Here is a 17,887-nt window from a genome sequence, read left to right as displayed (position 1 = left end):
CCTATCTTATTATCAAATGTTAAGCCTCTAATACAAGAACCAACTACCAATTAAAGTGTTTACGCGAAACAAACCGGAGAAAAGCGGTAACTACAAGCCACATAGTGGCAAAACCAGTCAAGATAATTAACAGCTTACCGACATGGTTGAATACTTCGCCATTGTGAAGAGGAAATAGCCAAAATGAAATTTTTTGGCGAAGTGATAGTTCATCATACTTAATGCTATCAATCAGTTTTCCATCAGTGATGTCCACCCATACGTTGGAGCTTCCAACAGAGCGTCTCGGATCAGCCCCTCCCTTAAGGTTGATAAGTACTGGCTCGTAGGGAGACGACGGTACTTTTATACGTTGCCATTCATACTCAGGCAAATCCGCTTTAATAGAGGTCAACAGGCTTTCAATTTTTTGTGGCTGTGTTCGTGAAGCATCTATATGCAGCAAAATCTGAGGCTCAGGAACATTGAGGATCTGACTCGTAAATTTGTGAAAAGACATGCCTACACCAGTTAAGAAGGTAACGCATAAAAATGGTGCCAAAATTAGACCAATTTGAACGTGTTTTTTTCGCCAGTAGTTAGAGTGTTTAAGTTGTGCAACAGAGCGAGAAAAATAAAAACGCCAAGTATTAATAGTTTTAGGCCAGGCAAGATAAAGACCGATAATGAGGCTTGTTAATAACAATATACCTAGCCAACCTATTATTACCTTTCCGATATCATTCAATAATAACGTTGAGTGAAGGGAATAAACGAATGAAGTGAAATATTTTCCCCACTCCCTAATTCCGGTTATCTCAGCTGTATATGGGTTAAGCAAGACCTCCATTTTCCTGCCATGGTATTCACTGCCTTTGGAAAATGTTGGGTAAACGACAAAAACCGTCTCTGTGTGTCTTGGTTTTCGTAATGAGGAGATAGCCACCACATCTGGCAAGTTGGTATACACGGAGTGAAGAATATTATCTACAGAAGCATACTCTCCCCGTAGACCACTATTTACTCTGAGTTCGGTAGGGTTCAAAAACTCATCTATAGCATGGTCATATGTCAACAAAACGCCGGTAGTAGCCTGAAACATTAGCACTAACAGCAGGCCAAAACCCAGCCATTTATGTAAATTTATCAGAAGATTACGCATTAATAATCAAATTATATTTAGCAAGTAGGTGACGCCTAAGACAGCTTGACCTGCTCCCCACTTTCTAATCCACGAAGAACTTAGTAATGTTTATCACTAAAAATAGAAATCACCGTTCTATTGGTTAGATTAAGCAAGGTAATAATGATTACATATAATCCAGCCACTTACTTATTCGCGCGATTCTGTCTTTTGGGCTACGGACAATCGATGTTTATTCAAAGTCTTTTCGGCATCGCAAATCAAGCGATAAGATATTTGAGTTCGGTAGTTGCCGTTCCAGATCGGCAATACGATCATACAACTCAATAATAGTGGCATCGGCTTCACTTAACAGACTGGCAAGATGGTCTCGCTGTTGAGCTATCTTTTCCATTCGCTCGCGCAAACCTCGATTCTTTTTACGGGCTAATAATCTTATCTGACGTACAGATGGCGGAGATTCTTCATCGTGCGCCTCGACGTATTTTTGAATTTCGGCGATGAGAAGAGGAAATCGCGATTTTTTCAATGCCGAGGGGTCGCGGCCAGCCTCTTTAGCAACGTTGTTCTGACTAACAGGGGTGCCCTTTGGTAGCCGTTCGGGTTTGTTGATTTTAAGGCGCTCGAACGCGGCGCGATATAGCTCTCCCGCACTTGAACTCTTAATAGACTTAACGGGATTATGCTTGCCGGATGACATGGCGGTAATTCTCCACACTTCGTTTCTGGGCCTGCAACGAAGCCCACAATGGGCTATCTGCTTCAGCTGCAGCCAAACGTTCGTCTAAAATTTGTTCCAGAACATCGACCACGTTGCATTGCTTTGAGTCATATAGCACGTCTGCACAAGGTTTAGAGTCATCTGACGAATCGCCACCTCCACAATGTGCGATATTGTCGATTCCACCGTACGGACAAGGATCTCGGCTGGTACAAACTCCAAGCAGAATCGGTCGATAGGCAGCAGTCCCTTTTTTTGCTAGCCCTATCATTTTTTTTGCGTCAGTCGGTGATATAAGCCGAATAATTTCAGCCTTGCGCTTTTCTCCATGAGGACTGGTAAAACGATTACTCGATAACTGCTGCAACTCTCGGCCCAAAGTCTCGTACATAGTGCGGACATACAATGTATGCGCCTTCTCTTCCAGACGCACCTTTGAGTAGTTTTGACCGTAATAAAGGCTCATGGCGCGGGTGACATGTTTCAGCTGATATTGTAGCGAGGCGTCACTGACAAGGCCGGAAGCCTGCATGTTCACGGCACCAGTACGTCTCAATTGGTGCCATGCTAGGGGCCAGATAGTACCAACTGCAAACTCCTCAGACAGTGTTGGCGTCGCCAAGCGAGCTAATTGAAGGTCGTTAGGCGAGAGCCGTAATTGCTCGGGGTCGAACAGCTTGCTAAACGGCGCAAATGCATTCGCGTAGCTTGGAATCGTTGGCCGCAATGAACGATTTCTCATGGCTTTCTTTGGGACCCAGGGTTCATGGCCATAATCAATTAGATAACGTTTGCCTGGCTCATCAATAGTATGCATGCCCGGATCCATTTGATCACATTCAGCGCGAAGATCAGCCACAATTCGCATCGCTGTGACAGCAATATCAACGGATGGGGAAGTTACCCAAATAGAATTAGCATCTGATAGCGTTTTAGTTGTGCTCCCGCTTAGCAGGTAGATATTGCCGAAGAGAGGATCGCTTTCTACCTGTAGGCAGTCAGTGCGAAGGTTCCACGCTTCTTCAACGCGCATTAGACTGAAGCTCAATAGATAACCTAAACCTGCTCGGCTCACGAGGTTCAAATAGCTGACAAGCGACTGTACACGCATCATTTTTCCGCTATCGTCTACCCATCGTTTGAGCAAGTCAGCTATTCCAAATCTTTGGGCTGTTTCGATAAAGGGGCCATAATAACGTCGGCCAGTTTTCTTACCATTTGTTCCGTCCGATGGCCATTGAAATGGATTGCATGATATGGGCTTTTTGTTGCTGACCACGTTCGCCAAATTATGACGGTAGACGTTCAAGCAGAACCGGTAGCACTCCTCAACTTGTTCCCGCCGAGCCAAGAACTCGTCAAGGCATTCGCGAAAGCGCGTTACTTGATAACGCCAGATTCGTGGCGGAATATAAGGTGTCTGACGGCTCTCATGCTGGGGAATAGCGGATGCCAGTCGGGCTAATCCTGCCCGGTCAAGTAAGATAAAGCCAAGCGCCTCACGCTGCTCGTACAGATCATGCAGTAGCGTGAGAAACTCGCTCGCCCTTGATGCTTTAACAATGTCAGGAAGGCGATCAGAGACACGGGGAAAATGGTTCAACTCAGAAGCGAGAATGCCCTCCTGCGCACAAAGAACAAACAACCGACGCACTTGGTCAAATCGAGCTTTAAGTCCCCTATATCCACGCGCTCCATTCGGACCATATAGCCACCACCCTGTGACAATACGTAGCAAATCGGCATTTTCAGGATTAATCGGAGCGCCCTGCGTTTTTACGGGACTATCACCGAAGTTCAGAGTTACAGACTTTCCAGCCCAAGGGTCGAGTCGCCAGATCGGGTCTTTCCAGCGACTAACCACATTGCTATCTGCATCTATAATGATCGGCCAGTCAGGATGCGGTGGCCAACTTTGGGGACGGTAGTTGGGAGCATCGGGGGAAACAAACGGCGACTCGATCGCTAGTCGGAGGTCATTGAGACTGTTGTCCATATTACCGTGTCTCACTGAAGTACTGCCAAGCGAATGAATCCATCCCAAGCTGGGTGATAGTTTTCTTCATTTATGCGTTCCCTCGCCTCATCTACCCATAGCTTGTGTACCTCGCTGTGTTCTTCAAAAAATCGCAACTTGGCTGTCAGTCGCTCGATCGCAAGTAAAGCCGGATGTTGATCATTAATCACTTTAGCTGATGCTGGAGGTCGGTAGCGGGCTAACTCAAGACTTTTGAGGTGTCGCAGACTACTGAGCGACCAAACATGATCTTCACTTTCAATATCACGGTGGTTAACACAAAACAAGCAGCCAGAAGTGCTTACGCAATCAGGGAGGGGAGCATGCTTTGGTATATCAAGTAACGGTTTTGGTTCTGCCGACACGCAATGACCAGGGGTTGGCGGTGAGATAGTGGGGTCGGTTTGTTGATGGAAACGCGTAATTTCCACCATGGCTGCTTGCGGATGTGGGTCAGCATATACACGTATCAGGGTTTCGGTAGTATGTTGAGCCAATTCAGCGACCTGCTCTGGGTTGCGAGATTCACGCAGTAGCCAATTGACACGTGTTCCTCGCAACAGACGTGGCCGAACCAATTTTATCTCGATGCTCTTGCACATGCCAGAAATGCGAACAAATTGTGGCGCTTCTTCTTTAATCCGACCGCCACTGCGAATTAGAGGAAACAGTAACCCCTTCGGCTCGTTTGGGAACCATTCGGTACGCCAAGTGAGATAGCGATCGAACCATTCCCGATAGTTGGCAAATATCTCGAATAGCACTTCACCCTGTCGGCGGTTCTTATAGGAGCGGACTTGATAGCCATCCAGATGACTGGTGTAGTGAAACTGATCCATGCGAAGCGTATGCGCCTGCTGCAAATTCATTCCAGTCTGAGCAATGAACATCAGCATCTCAGCCTCAATACGAAGATTTACAAGTGAATATCGTGTACGTAATGTGCCATCTGCTTCCCAGGCGGCACGTGTCTCCATAGACGCCTCAATCTGGTATTTAGTCCGACGCACCGCTAATTTATCTGGATGTGGCAATCCTGACCATTGTTCCAGTACTTGGCCTGTACGTAGTGGAATGCGCACCGGTAACGGCCCCTTAGTAGCTTCTATAGTTAAAGCAGAGCATAGATCGGCCAAGAAATGACCGAACTCAAATGTACTTTGTAAGCTTTGTTTATCTACATGTGATGTATGCATCTTGCCTTTTCCGCGAGGCTTACGAATACGAGTGCTCTTCATCAAGCTTGACTGGCGATTCAGCACGCGATCCATCATCGTGGCCATCAACCTCGCGACATCGTATAGATATCCCTCGCTGATGTTCTTTTCGACTCGGTAACGATGCAACAAGCGATCAGTCCAACGCACATAACTGTCGGCCACAGTATCAAGACTAAGGACGCTCCCATCTAAGTCACCCCATGCGAAAAACTGGCGTATAGCGCCAATTTTATTTTGGAGCGAAAAGCGACTCCCGCCTCCGACAAGATCCCCTACCATATCTCCATGCAGTCGTTGCACCAACTCGACACGCTCCAGCAAGGGACTGCCTAACTCTCCTTGCATGATCAAGCGGGCCACTTCATTAATCTTTGCAGCCGCGCCCCCCCCGATACAAAAGTGGGCGTAAATCCCATGGGGTCTCAGTACTCCCATATTCCAGCATCGGGAAGGTGAAATCGACAAGATGTGGCTTATTCATAGTCTTGCTCCACTTGAGAGCCAATTCCGCTGAACGCCATCATGAAATTATTAGATAGCAGCTGTTTAGCCGGTTCAGCTTGAATGAACTTAATGTACTTGAATGTGGTTGCTTCAGAGCGGGGACCATGAAGAAGTGCATTAGCAACCATTGCGATTACAACAGCTACATCACTGCAAGTTGCTAGTGCCAAACGAGCTAGTTCGGTTCCGAAAGTGCACCGGGATTGATGGAAATGAAACCTGTGAAATACTTTAAGCTCGGCTTTTATACCCAAAGCTCTGAGCGTGGACATTTCAACATTGACGGCGGATGACAGACCCGAACCTCTTCTCCGTCCATAAGGATTTCCAAATCGGGTTAAAAATACTAAGTCGCGATTCTCTGATGCTGCAATGGCTTCCCGCGTTACTCGCCGCAAACTCTTTGAGTATTCTAAAACTTCATCACAAAGTGCTGCGGGAATCCAAATCTGGCCAGTAACATCAAATTTTGTATGTACTGGTGGGGATGCTCCTGGCCCCACCAAAACTCGTAGCAATCCACGGGCAGAAGGATCGGGTACGGCACGTTCAAGGTTATGGATTTTAAGATCGCATATGGTACCGAGCCGCATGCCTGTGAAAAATCCAAGAGCCAGCATTAGATAAAGTTCGGGTGTGGTGTTGTTTTTCGCAAAATCCAAAATCGCGTCGCGATCAGCAGCAGAGACCGGTAGTAACCCGTCTTCTAAAGTAACTCCCTGGCGTCTTCTATTAGGTATGCTGAGGTCAGTGGTGACACCACTCAAAGTTCGCTCAAAGCCGGTTTGGTCAAAGTATTTAATTAGATAAGGCTTATCACGCCATAGAGGAAGGTTTGGCGACAACATCCTCTTATTTCTAACCCATCGATAGAACCTGATGCAATTTCGCATGTATTCGGAGGCTGTGGATGGACTTATCTGCCCCTCATTACGCATTTTTATTAATGCACCGCGGTACTGCACAAGACAGCGGTCGGCTTTGCGAGTAGGAAACTCGAACCATTGAAGACCATGAAATTCCAAGAACTTGGCGTAATTCAGAAGCCCATTCATGTTGCTGGCAACAGTTTTCAGAGAACAATCCCCTGTTGTTGCCCTAGACACAGCCCACAGGTTTGCCTCTCTCCAGGGTGTTCCATCTACCCAAAAGATTTGAGGCATGTCGTCTATGGTGGAGCGACTTGCGCTTGGGGAATATGTAACCTTTCTCTCAACAACCTCACGGTAGTATGGAACGTAGCGGATGCGTTCTAATGATGCCAAGCTAAAACCTTTTAAAAATCGTTCAGATGTCCATAACTGTTATGTCAGTGTTTGGCCGTCCACACTATACAACTTATTCTTATCGACAGAATAAACCTCTACAGTCGGTGTAATACTGAATAAGGCGTCCATAATCTCGGTGGAGACAGCCGCATAACGATATGGCCTGCTTGGAGCTTGGATAATATTAGGACACAGCTCTCTTGCCTCTTTGAGGCACATACCGGTTTTCACACCATAACTTCTAGCTTCATAAGAAGCTGTGATGATGGTACTGCCAAGTTTGCCATTGGTGACGCCCACAGGTTTATTTCGCCAGTATGGATAGTCTTGCTGTTCTATCTGAGCAAAGAAGCAATTCATATCAACCAGCGCAATCATTTTGGGCCAATGATGGGGTGAAGAGTTTGAGGTCATGGAGTGCTTAATAACCCAAAACACTGTTGTAGTACGTACATCCGTCTTCTCCGCCTAATCAGCTAGAAAGTCTGATTAGATTTGACAATTTGAGAACAAAAAGAGAAGAGAAAATATAGAGAATATTTTAATTTTGGGCAAGTATTTTAAGTAAGACTAATGACCTAAAAATTATCAATCCTTCTTTATATAAACAATCGATATAAACCATAAACTCAAAAAGCTACTACCACTAGCTATAGTTAAATTCTGACAAAGGAGTCTTGACGTTTTTCTGCTATTCTCGTTAGAGAAAAATTCAGGGTGAAATTCGCGATTCAATAAAACAGGAACACAGTGATAATCAGCTAAACATTTTTAGATTATTTAGAGCCTAATATTTGGATTAGACGGAGAAATAAGGAGCAATATCAAGATTTAGGCATCGAATAGTGATGAGTGATGTTAATAGACTAAACCCAATTTCTGGGTTATCTAATAGGCAATTTAGCGACTAATTTCATAGAGGTCGCTATCGACCAAAAGCGGACATACGGTGGTAACACCATGAAGGTGGATAATAAAAATCGTAAAGTAGACACCTTGGATAAATACTGCCTATACTGCATAAACACCATATCTCATTGAAACAAGTAGTTTTCTATGATGTTACCTTTCAGAATCTATAATATCTTATCGGACAAAGTGTCCCCTGACACATATTAGTCCCATAATCCAACATAGAGAGTAAGTGTGAGTATAAAAATAAGCGAAGTTGCTTCAGTCATCGACCCCAAAAAAACGGTGCTGTTTTTCGGTGCAGGCTCTTCAATCCCATCTGGTGCTCCAAGTGTTGGTAGCTTGATGGATTCAATTTCCGAATCCTTCTCTGTTCCGTGTGACGGTTATACCCTAAGCGAGCTTGCTGGTGTCGTGGAAATGAAGCAAGGCAGGCGACCACTTATCGAGCATCTAAGAAAGCGATTCCAGAAAGTTCGACCGACGGGGAGTCTTCTTAATTTCCCACTCTACGAATGGAAGAGCATCTACACAACAAACTACGACAGATTGATCGAAGAAGCGTACGCTAGCGCTGGAGTGGACATTGAGCCAATTTCGTCGAACTTCGATTTTCAGATAAGTAAAAAACCTGATGCGATAAAGCTGTTCAAAGTCCATGGAACGATAGAGAAAGATGAAATCGATGGCATCCACAGCCGAATAATCCTCTCGGATAATGATTACGACCTTACAAGCGAATATAGAGAAACGCTGTACGACAGCCTTAGAAATGATCTAGGGCAATCGGACCTAGTAATAGTTGGGTATTCTTTGTCTGATCCACACATAAGGGATATTGTGAATCGTGCTCTTGACATTCACTCAAAAGGTGGGGCGTCAAGGTCGATTTATTTAATTCTCTATACTGAGGACGAAAATCGGGCGCTACTTCACGAACGCCGAGGTGTGAAGGTAGCGTTCGGCGGCATCGATCAATTTGTGCTAGCGCTCCAAGAATGTATTGATCCACGTGTGCAAGTATCTGAAAATGCGAACGATCCATTGGAGGTGGCTCCACGTCTCAGGCCGATGACCATCGATGTGGCGCATGAAATTACAAAGAGTACAAAAAATGCGAGTGCCATGTTTAATGGATGGCCAGCATCATATGCGGATATAAAGTCAGGGCTTACCTTTCAACGAAGCTATTCCCCCAAAATTAATGAGTCCTTGAACGGCGGAGACAAATATGCTGCAATTCTGTTGGGGCCAAGCGGCATAGGCAAAACCACGTTAGCCAAGCAAGTGCTTCTACGCTTTTCAGAATCTGGCTGGTCATGTTGGCAACATAAGGAAGAGCACACCCTCTTCGCTGAGGATTGGTTAAAAGTTGCTAAAAAGCTTCAGGCGGATGGTCAATCCGGCATTCTTTTTGTGGATGACGCTCATTTGCACCTGTTCGGTCTAAATATCCTGGCTGATTCGTTGCATTCCGAAGGGATTATCAATCTCCGAATATTCGCAGTTTCCTCACGAAATATGTGGAATCCGCGAGTCAAGTCTTCTGTATTTTTCAAGTCTGGCGCCCAATTTCATATCAAAAGGCTGGATTCCACAGAAGTCGAGTCCTTGCTGAATCTTGTTGATTCATCTTCAGATTTGAAGCCATTGGTGGAAAATAGTTTTTCCGGATTCTCTCGAGCAGAAAGGAAACGCCGTTTAACAGTTCGTTGTGAGTCGGATACATTTGTGTGTCTTAAGAATGTGTTTGGATCGGAAAAGTTTGATGACATTATTCTTCGAGAATTCGCTACCCTTGATGACGATCTGCAAGAAATCTATAGGATTGTTGCTGCGATGGAGAGCGCTGGAATCAATGTCCATCGTCAGCTGGTCGTTAGGGTCCTCGGCATCGATGCTAATAGCATCGCCTCAATTCTAGATAAGCTGACTGACATTATACGCGAACATACGGTAAGCGAACGGCAAGGCATCTACGGATGGAAGGGCCGTCATTCTGTGATCATGGACATCGTCGCAAAATACAAGATGACGGATTTAGACAGTTTCAGAAAGCTGTTTGAAGAGGTCATTGAAAACGTCGTTCCGACATACGACATTGAGATTCGTACAATTCAACAAATGTGTGGATTTGACACGGGCATAAGCAGATTCCCGGACAAGCATGTCCGAAACAAATTGCTTCGCCGCATGATTTCAAAGGTTCCCGGCGAAAGGATCCCTAGGCATAGGTTGATTCGCAACTTAATCGACATCAACGAAATTGAGAAAGCTGAGACAGAAATCCGTTTGTTTGAGAATGATTTTCGTGCAGATGGCCCAGTGCATCGATATAAGGTCATGCTCTTGATTGCACGAGCTGAGAGAACGCCCGGTCTCATGGAAGAAGATAGGGTTGCAATTCTCCAGCAAGCGCACGGACTCGCCGTAAATGGTTGTGATAGATTTCCCGATAATAAGGATATGCTCCGAATCTACTGTGAAGTGGGCATGGAGCTCTTCCGGCGTACTGGAGAAATGACTGTTTTAGACCAAGCTTTAGATAGGGTAAAGGCTGCGGAGGAACGTGTAGGGGATCCCGAACTAACGAACATAATCAATCTTTATCAGCGCATGGTCACGGGACGCCAGATTGCAGACAGTAATGATTAGAGCGACGGGGCCTAACAACACGTTGCAGGTGACATTTGATCCAATCTCCGCTTATGGCCGTTTTGAGACATTTGAGTTTTATAAAATAGAGTCGCTTTAAAGTGAGCGTTTAAATCTCATCTTTTGCAGTTTCCCAGAATATGACATAGATAATTGCTATGTAAATTAGAGAAAGTGCGATTAAGAAAATCTTCTTCTTACTCATTGACTCTACATTCAGTCCCTTGATTGAGTAATAATGACTCAGTTTGGCATCAAGCCAAACTGAGTGCTCTGTGCTTTAAACTTACTCATGAACAAAGCCGATGGGCGTCTTATTAGATACACACGGAATCACTATATCATTTGCTTGAAGGCGAAGTTTATTTCGTCCTGGCTTCCATTTTGAACGTGTAAATCGTTTCTGACATGCCAGTTCTATCACCTGACTCATTTGTCTCGGTGAAATCCCCGCTATTTTTGTTAAGACAGCTTTAGAGAGCTTGCTTTCAAATAAAGCTAGCCATTCTTTATGTTCAAGCAGTTCATCATAAATAGATTGAGCAATCACTTGTGCTTCATTATCTGATGGCATATCAATATGTATGACTTGCATACGTGAGAGAATAGCTGCATCTATATGCTCAATGTAGTTGGCAGAAGCAAGCCAGTTGATATGTGAGCAGTCAAAGTGGACATTTAAAAACTCATCAAGAAATGTATTAGCTGCATGCTTCTCAAGCAATGTATAAAAGGCATTGAGAGGATTAGAGCTGCCGTATTCTCTTGTTTTGTCAATTTCATCGACAAAGAAGATAGGGTTGGCAACCTTGCTATTACGCAGAGACTGACTCACAAATCCCGGTTTGCTTCCACCCCACTGACTGGTATTACCAGTCAAAACGAACCCTGCTGTAACACTACTCATATCAATCTTATAAAAGTCACAGCCCAGCGCTTTACTCAATTCCAACAGAAAACGTGTCTTACCAACGCCTGGAGGTCCAATTAATAGGAGTGGTCTCATTTGGATAGACTTTTTAGCTGTGTGCAATGCCATGGCCAGAGACATTTCATACAGTTCAATCACACTTTTAAAGTTCGGAAACTTTTGCTTAAGATATGAGAGACGTTTTAAATGACGCTCACGAGCCTCTACCAGGGGTTTCATGTCTTGTTCTTTTGACAGTTTACTCAGTTCAGCGCTATGTTCGTCAGAGCTTCTTTCTCGAGAAACTTTTACCACTTCATCTCTATTGAAAATTGAAACAAAGCGTCTAGTGTCTTTTCTTTTTGCCCGAGTTTTTCTATTTGTGTGAGTCTCTCTTTTACTGGGAGGAATAGAATTAACAAGGTCTGATAGCATGATTTCATCGATTATCTTGTTAGCCGCCTGCATCGAGTACCCGACATCCTTTTGTTGTTGAGCCATCTTTTTTCCTCAAGTCTTCATGACTGGCTTGATTAACTGGGATCCCGTTTATTACCTCTCTTTTGTGAAGGGTATAGGGACAAAAAACGCCCCATACATATGTCTGGTGGCGCTTGGCAAATTAACTTCGCCATAAAAAATTTAAATTCTTAGTAGTTTGTATCGTCATACGTTTTTCCCTTGTGTTTTTCATAACAATCAACCGGCCCCAAAAGGGCTAAGCTGAATTTCAGGTATAAAAAAACCCCGGTGTTTCAAGCCGAGGTTTCTGTCTATCGACTTGATGATTAACTAATGCCTAATCACCAAATCTATTTAGAGTGTGATTAGACGGTCATTGCCATAAGGTTGTCGAAGTTGTTATTAACATCATAATTTCCAATTGTAGTTAAACCACATTCTCATATTTCAAAATGCCTCACTTGAGGCGATTGATGCGAACTATACGCCTGAAAAATCAAAGACGCAATAACCAAGAAAAATATATCGTTTATTAACAGTACGTTATGAAGCTAGTGGCTTCATAATAAATTTTTTGCAAAGCGTGAAGTCGAAATATAGACAACACTTGAATAGATAAGGTAAATTCTATGATTTAACTTAGTTTTCAAAGGATGAAGACATGCTATTGCTTACAAGGAAGGTAGGACAAAAAATCGTTATATCAGACAAGATTGTAATTAAAATCTTAAATGTAAATTCTGCTGGGCATGTTTCGATTGGTGTTGATGCGCCTAAAGAGATTGCTGTTCATCGAGAGGAGATTTATAAGAAGATGAGTAGATAATTTTTGCCAATAGCTCTCATCGTCATAAAGAGTCTTTTTCGGGTACTCACAGGTTCAGTGATGCCAAATACAGTAAACCATAAGCAAGCAAATAGTATAGCCAAGGTTACAATGCATAAATACACAACTCCGCCCAAGCTACTATAGACTTAGTACCCGATCACTAGTGTATGAGCCAATATTGAAAAAAAATACTAAAGTTGCCGCACAAATACACCCAACAATGTACTCGACAGGCGATCATAACTTACTCTTGCTGTTTTTCATGATCAGGTCTGTTTATGCGGTTCCGCAAAAGAAATACAAATTTACTGTGGCACAGAATACGCCATTTTTTGAAAGATCCAAGCGAAGTTAAGATCTTTTCTGTCCAAGTCGCTAGTTACTATCAAAAGAAATATGTTTAGGCTTTTAATTACTTAAACAGGCTCTCTTATAGATCAGCATGTCATTCTGATAATTGATCAAGTTGCATTGCTGACAATGCATCAATTATTGAGCTCAAGTCTGGCTGACCATTAGCTTCTGCTTTCTCGTACCAATATAATGCGAGCTTAAGTCTCTCTACTTCATCTAGATTTAGATATTCCTGTTCCATGTCTACTGACTTCAGATAATACTGAGCTAAATTAAATTGTGCTGTCACATCTCCCTGTTCAGCCGCAAGCTTAGTAAAAATTTCAAAGTTTTTTCTAGCAAGAACCAGCATGTTTTGATCACTTCGTGAGCTATATTCATTCTTTTGAATAAATGCAAGCGACATCTGTGACAAAAACTTTTGACAGTCAAAATTACCTTGACGAGCAAGTTCTCTAATTTTGCTTAGATTCTCCTTATCTTGCTTGATAATTGCGTCAAATGATGCAGTATCAAATCGTGTATTTGTGTCTGCAGTATCTAGCAGTGTCATAGTTGTTTTTTTAAATCTTGAAAAAATGCTCATTCCATTCCCTTTGTGAATAATGATTAAGTCATATATTAAGCTTTCAAGGATGATGTGTCCTTAGTAGTGTTCTAGACTTTTTCAGTGTGTCGACATTGGTCATCCTTAATGGCATAACCACTACATCCCCAAAACTGTCCATACTTTCCATCCCTTAACTTCATAGGTCTTCCACACAAAGAGCAGATTTTGATCTCATGCTGGCAGTTAGGGTTATTACAAACTGATCGTCCTCGTTGATCTACAGATGGTGCTTCACACTTCTCACAGATCCTTGGCTTTGCTTGGCATGATACCCCCGATGAACAACTATAAAATTTCCCAAACTCTGAATCCATTAACCTGTAATAGCCTGTCGTACAATGTGGACACTTAAATATCTTTCGATACTGCTCTTTAAATGTCTTAGAACCTATGTGGAGCTGAAACTTCGGACTCAAAAGCTCAATAATGAACTCTGAAGGGGCTGTTGGATCACCCAAGATATAACACTTCTTGCGTGCACGGGTCATAGCGACATATAGCAACCTTCGCTCTTCAGAATGATCAAAGGTATCCAATGCTGGAAGCAATGCCTCAACAACTGACTCTTCCTTATTCTGATTTGGGAACCCGCTTTTCCCTTGAAAAAATCCTATCAACACACAGTAATCAGCCTCTAGACCTTTGGAGCTGTGGAATGTCCAATATTTTATTTCACCCTCTACATGGCTATCGCTAATATGCTGTCTCACATTTTTTAATAAGTAGTTGTACCTTGCTAAAACCGCTATTTTTGCGTCAGGCTCATTCTGAAGAATTTTCTCAATAATTTGGTGAGTTCTGAGCTCAAGTTGATTGGTATTATCAATTTTCGAGTCCAGCAGATATACCTGTGGTGTATCAGAAATAACGGAGGTTACAACGTTCTTTTTGTACTGTTCGGGATTTTCCATAATAAAAGTACCCGCAGTGTGCGCAATGCTACTGTTATATCGAAACGTTTTTTCTAATCTTGTGAGTGAGTGAGAGCCAACCAACTCCTCAAAGCGGGTTGTCAGCTCAAGTTTGCCCCCAGAAAACCTATATATTGACTGCCAATCATCGCCAACAACCGTCAGAATTGGCTCTGGTCCATTATTTACCAGTTGTTGGAGTAATTGCATTCGAGCCATAGATATATCTTGAAACTCATCTACCAAGATATAGCGCCAGGGTGGTTTGAACTCATGTTTATCAACCTGTTCCGTGGCACGGATTATCATATCGTCAAAATCAATTTCTGATTTTGCTAATAACTCTTCTCGATATGCATCGTGTAAATCAGATAACAATTCTTGATATTTACTTGCACCTGGGATGGAGCTAGCTTCAAGTCTGCTCAAAATACTGTCTTGATCCAAACTCTCAACTCTTATTGCACTGAGGCATTTTATATAACGATCCACCACTCCCTCGAAGACCTTTTTTTCTTGCAATTTCTCAAAAATCTTTTCAAGGTCTTTTTCACTAGTCTCGATAGAGCTCTCATGCATCAATTCTGTGAGCCTTGCTTCGAGATTTCCTTCAGTCCAGTCGTGGTGATATGTCTCAAGAAGCAATGTACCATTCTCAAGATGCAGTGAACGTTTGAGCTCTATTTTGTGGTTGTAATCAACTCTGTTAATGAAAGGAGCAGTGCTTCCATCACGAGCGATGCCAAAGTGCTCGATATAAATATCCGTTCCACTTATGTGGAAATCTGGCCTGTAGTCAAACTCGACTTCAATCCTTCTCTTTGTCACATATTGCGCTTCATAACTGTATGGAACACTGTTGAGAAAAAGCCAATTAGCAATCAGTAGTTCCTGATACCCCTTAACTAACTCACCTTGAAGGGTTCTGTATTCGTTATCACTTATATAGCTGTCGTATTCTTCTTTTGTATTGAAATCGAAAACGTTGACAGGAATGTACATCAACCCAATAAAATTTTTCATGAACTCAGGGTCAGAAGTCATTTTTTCTGAAAACCACTCTGAAACCCACAATTTCAGCTCCAACGGATCTTCTGTGAACTTCGATATTGAGGGCTTGATCCCCGAATCAACAAGAACCTTGCGACCAAGGGCATGAAAAGTGAACACATCAGGCAATGATGTTGCATCCATTCCTGCTAAACCTGCACGTTTACACAGCCTTTCTTTGAGTTCTACTGTGGCAGCCTTGTTATAGGCCAGTATTAGTATTTCATTAGGATCTAATTGGCCGGAATCAACCAGATCAAGGGCCTTTGCAACCATGACTGAAGTTTTACCAGTGCCCGCAGCAGCAAGAACAAGATTTCTGTCATTATCACGAATCACAGCCAATCGTTGCTGTTCTGTCAATGGATTAGATTCAATAGAATCAAAGAACATTTTCCTTTTATGGGCTCTGAGTTGCTCGAACCTACTTCGGAGATCCTCTGCCTTTATCTCTATTGGATATGCTTCACATAAGTCAGCAAAATTTTTAGCTGCGGAAGCTGAGAGCCTATCTTTAACTGGTGTGTATAATCTGATTAGAGATGAAATCGCATTACTCAGTGGTATTATATGAGAGTCACGTAAAAAATTATTGATTGCACTCCCGTAAAAAAAGTCATGAATCTCAGAAATATGTTCATCTGATTGACTCAGAATCCTAGCCAATATCGATTCAAATACTCTTCTAGCATCTCGTGATTTTAAAAATCGATACTTAATTCTTCTGTCATTATGAGTTAGGGTAAGACTGCTGCCGAATATGCCTGTGTTAAAGATTGGAGTTTCATTTAAACCTTTGAAAGAAAAGTTCTCAGAAACACTCCGGTCACTAACGCTAATGCCATCATCTGTAACGTCTAATCTGATTACTTTACCAATCAACCTACCACAAAGGCTTACCGAACAGGAGCTGAGGCTACTCACCACCTATACTCACAGGATAATTCGCAAGGCATAGGGACAGACAAAAAGCGCAGCGTTTTGCCTGTCCCAGCGACCAGCGTGAGCAATTGCTGTGGCTTGTTACGTGTTTTTACCGACAACTGTTTGATTGACAATTCTCCAGTTTATTTTTTGCTTCCACACAAGCTGCTTATGTGAGAGTTTACCTTGCGACGAGTTTGCATTAAGAACTTATATTCTTTTTCATAGATGTAGCCAAGTTGGTAAGCATGGAGGATTAAGTCCTCATTTGCGTTAGCGGAGTTGTCCTTGGCAATTTGTTTTAGGCCATCGAAAAGGTTGCCTGTAGAGATGCCAATGAACTGGTTATTACATACATTACCAACAAAGGTCTTGTTGCCATTGAGTTGATTTTGGATATAGCAAAGCTCTTTGATTGCTTGACCACAAGGGCAATGATCCCTGTCTTCCTGAATTTCAATACCAACAAGTTTCCACTCATTTTTAGCTGCGAAGAAATCTTGAGAATTAGAGAGCGGCAATATATGTTCTTTTAGCCTCTCAAAATTATGATCCATAGTTGCTCCTTAGCACGAGTACTCATAACGCTTTGCTAAGGGGACACCGATGCGCAGTGTTGGTTGTCCTGTAGAGGCTGCGCTTTCTGCGGCCATAGTGTGCTTGGGCAAATTGTTATGCATTTTTATGAATGTATGCTTTAGCTTCCGCATCACTAAGCACGACATAGGGCATGTTGTAATGGGAATACAGAAAGGGGGTACCTCCCTCCCGATCTGTGAGCTTGGCTTCAATTAAGAACCTCGTTCCTACTGGGTGGGACTTTCTCATACCTGATGAGCACTCGACATTCATTGAGCTATCGTAGCCTTGTCCTGGCACTGGACGCGCTCGGATACTTTTAGATGAGCCACCCTGTGTATTTCTATAGGTTTCAATAACTACCTTTTTGTAATTACTCATGAGTAGTTTCCTTTCGGTTAAGATGCATAACGCCCACTTAACCGGCGCGACGACAGGAGCGTCCGGCGACCGGAGGGAGCGAAGTTGAAGTGGCTGTTAGGGCTTTTCTTCATAAGCTGATTCCGCTATAAACTCGTGGCACCCTGTCTCATCTAAAAATATTCTGAAATGATGAAGCTCTTTATATGTTTTTACGGATGAAGTGTCTCCAGCTAGGAAACTGGAATGTTTATCTGAGTTTTGTAGTTCACTAAGCATGAAATATGAATTTTCTATCATTTCTGCACTGCAATTCGGAAGCGCAGTAAATTGATGCCACCGAACCTTATTGAAACGAATTGAAAAGCTCGGGTTCTCCGCGATATTCACCTTTAACAATGCTCTACCATTAAGCATTTGCAATTCACATCCCTCATAAAGCCCTGTGTCAAATTCAGGCAGATTAATCATGGTTTAC

14 protein-coding genes are annotated in these 17,887 nt (G+C 43.0%); 2 read left to right on the top strand and 12 right to left on the bottom strand.

The annotated features are described in order from the left end of the window. Positions 1–43 precede the first annotated feature (43 nt). From B2248_RS01615 to B2248_RS01590, 6 genes are all read right to left on the bottom strand, one after another. Complete coding sequence (locus B2248_RS01615) at positions 44–1,141, bottom strand: PepSY-associated TM helix domain-containing protein (RefSeq protein WP_273181354.1); 1,098 nt, start codon at positions 1,139–1,141, stop codon at positions 44–46. 214 nt (positions 1,142–1,355) lie between these two features. Beyond that, positions 1,356–1,823 (bottom strand): hypothetical protein, encoded by a 468-nt coding sequence (locus B2248_RS01610; RefSeq protein ID WP_273181356.1) that lies wholly within the window; start codon positions 1,821–1,823, stop codon positions 1,356–1,358. Then, positions 1,804–3,840, bottom strand: coding sequence for a hypothetical protein (locus tag B2248_RS01605; protein WP_273181357.1), 2,037 nt, complete (start codon positions 3,838–3,840; stop codon positions 1,804–1,806). Before B2248_RS01605 ends, B2248_RS01610 begins: the two co-directional genes overlap by 20 nt. 11 nt (positions 3,841–3,851) lie before the next feature. Continuing rightward, positions 3,852–5,228 carry a hypothetical protein gene (locus tag B2248_RS01600; protein WP_273271009.1) on the bottom strand — a complete coding sequence of 459 codons (1,377 nt, stop codon included), beginning with the start codon at positions 5,226–5,228 and terminating at the stop codon, positions 3,852–3,854. 326 nt (positions 5,229–5,554) lie between these two features. Next, positions 5,555–6,850, bottom strand: coding sequence for a site-specific integrase (locus tag B2248_RS01595; protein WP_273181361.1), 1,296 nt, complete (start codon positions 6,848–6,850; stop codon positions 5,555–5,557). A gap of 39 nt (positions 6,851–6,889) precedes the next feature. Then, the gene (locus B2248_RS01590; RefSeq protein ID WP_273181363.1) at positions 6,890–7,267 is read right to left on the bottom strand and encodes a DNA polymerase Y family protein; all 378 of its coding nucleotides are present in this window, start codon (positions 7,265–7,267) and stop codon (positions 6,890–6,892) included. Positions 7,268–7,999: 732 nt separating this feature from the next. Here B2248_RS01590 and B2248_RS01585 point away from each other — a divergent pair. Continuing rightward, the gene (locus B2248_RS01585) at positions 8,000–10,420 is read left to right on the top strand and encodes an SIR2 family protein (RefSeq protein WP_273181364.1); all 2,421 of its coding nucleotides are present in this window, start codon (positions 8,000–8,002) and stop codon (positions 10,418–10,420) included. Positions 10,421–10,706: 286 nt separating this feature from the next. Here the strand turns inward: B2248_RS01585 and B2248_RS01580 are convergent, their stop codons facing one another. Continuing rightward, positions 10,707–11,831, bottom strand: a complete 1,125-nt coding sequence (locus B2248_RS01580) for an AAA family ATPase (protein ID WP_273181366.1) — start codon at positions 11,829–11,831, stop codon at positions 10,707–10,709. Between the two features lie 622 nt (positions 11,832–12,453). Between B2248_RS01580 and B2248_RS01575 the strand changes: the two genes are divergently transcribed. Then, a complete protein-coding gene (locus B2248_RS01575; protein ID WP_273181367.1) occupies positions 12,454–12,618 on the top strand; it encodes a carbon storage regulator in 165 nt (54 codons plus the stop codon). A 448-nt stretch (positions 12,619–13,066) separates the two neighbouring features. Here the strand turns inward: B2248_RS01575 and B2248_RS01570 are convergent, their stop codons facing one another. From B2248_RS01570 to B2248_RS01550, 5 genes are all read right to left on the bottom strand, one after another. Beyond that, a complete protein-coding gene (locus B2248_RS01570; RefSeq protein WP_273181369.1) occupies positions 13,067–13,561 on the bottom strand; it encodes a hypothetical protein in 495 nt (164 codons plus the stop codon). A 71-nt stretch (positions 13,562–13,632) separates the two neighbouring features. Then, positions 13,633–16,428, bottom strand: a complete 2,796-nt coding sequence (locus B2248_RS01565) for a UvrD-helicase domain-containing protein (RefSeq protein ID WP_273181371.1) — start codon at positions 16,426–16,428, stop codon at positions 13,633–13,635. 185 nt (positions 16,429–16,613) lie between these two features. After that, positions 16,614–17,027 carry a hypothetical protein gene (locus B2248_RS01560; RefSeq protein WP_273181373.1) on the bottom strand — a complete coding sequence of 138 codons (414 nt, stop codon included), beginning with the start codon at positions 17,025–17,027 and terminating at the stop codon, positions 16,614–16,616. 115 nt (positions 17,028–17,142) lie between these two features. Further along, complete coding sequence (locus tag B2248_RS01555) at positions 17,143–17,430, bottom strand: hypothetical protein (protein ID WP_273181375.1); 288 nt, start codon at positions 17,428–17,430, stop codon at positions 17,143–17,145. Between the two features lie 96 nt (positions 17,431–17,526). Beyond that, positions 17,527–17,880, bottom strand: a complete 354-nt coding sequence (locus B2248_RS01550; protein ID WP_273181377.1) for a hypothetical protein — start codon at positions 17,878–17,880, stop codon at positions 17,527–17,529. Between the last annotated feature and the right edge of the window lie 7 nt (positions 17,881–17,887).

This window comes from Methylophaga sp. UBA2012, from assembly GCF_002335235.1.
GTDB lineage: Bacteria > Pseudomonadota > Gammaproteobacteria > Nitrosococcales > Methylophagaceae > Methylophaga > Methylophaga thalassica.
This window is presented reverse-complemented; position numbering and strand designations above follow the sequence as displayed.

What these genes read in the sequence shown, in the direction of transcription:
- B2248_RS01615 (WP_273181354.1), bottom strand. Translation starts at nt 1,141, where the DNA reads ATGCGTAATCTTCTGATAAATTTACATAAATGGCTGGGTTTTGGCCTG.
- B2248_RS01610 (WP_273181356.1), bottom strand. Translation starts at nt 1,823, where the DNA reads ATGTCATCCGGCAAGCATAATCCCGTTAAGTCTATTAAGAGTTCAAGT.
- B2248_RS01605 (WP_273181357.1), bottom strand. Translation starts at nt 3,840, where the DNA reads ATGGACAACAGTCTCAATGACCTCCGACTAGCGATCGAGTCGCCGTTT.
- B2248_RS01590 (WP_273181363.1), bottom strand. Translation starts at nt 7,267, where the DNA reads ATGACCTCAAACTCTTCACCCCATCATTGGCCCAAAATGATTGCGCTG.
- B2248_RS01580 (WP_273181366.1), bottom strand. Translation starts at nt 11,831, where the DNA reads ATGGCTCAACAACAAAAGGATGTCGGGTACTCGATGCAGGCGGCTAAC.
- B2248_RS01575 (WP_273181367.1), top strand. Translation starts at nt 12,454, where the DNA reads ATGCTATTGCTTACAAGGAAGGTAGGACAAAAAATCGTTATATCAGAC.
- B2248_RS01570 (WP_273181369.1), bottom strand. Translation starts at nt 13,561, where the DNA reads ATGAGCATTTTTTCAAGATTTAAAAAAACAACTATGACACTGCTAGAT.
- B2248_RS01560 (WP_273181373.1), bottom strand. Translation starts at nt 17,027, where the DNA reads ATGGATCATAATTTTGAGAGGCTAAAAGAACATATATTGCCGCTCTCT.
- B2248_RS01555 (WP_273181375.1), bottom strand. Translation starts at nt 17,430, where the DNA reads ATGAGTAATTACAAAAAGGTAGTTATTGAAACCTATAGAAATACACAG.
- B2248_RS01550 (WP_273181377.1), bottom strand. Translation starts at nt 17,880, where the DNA reads ATGATTAATCTGCCTGAATTTGACACAGGGCTTTATGAGGGATGTGAA.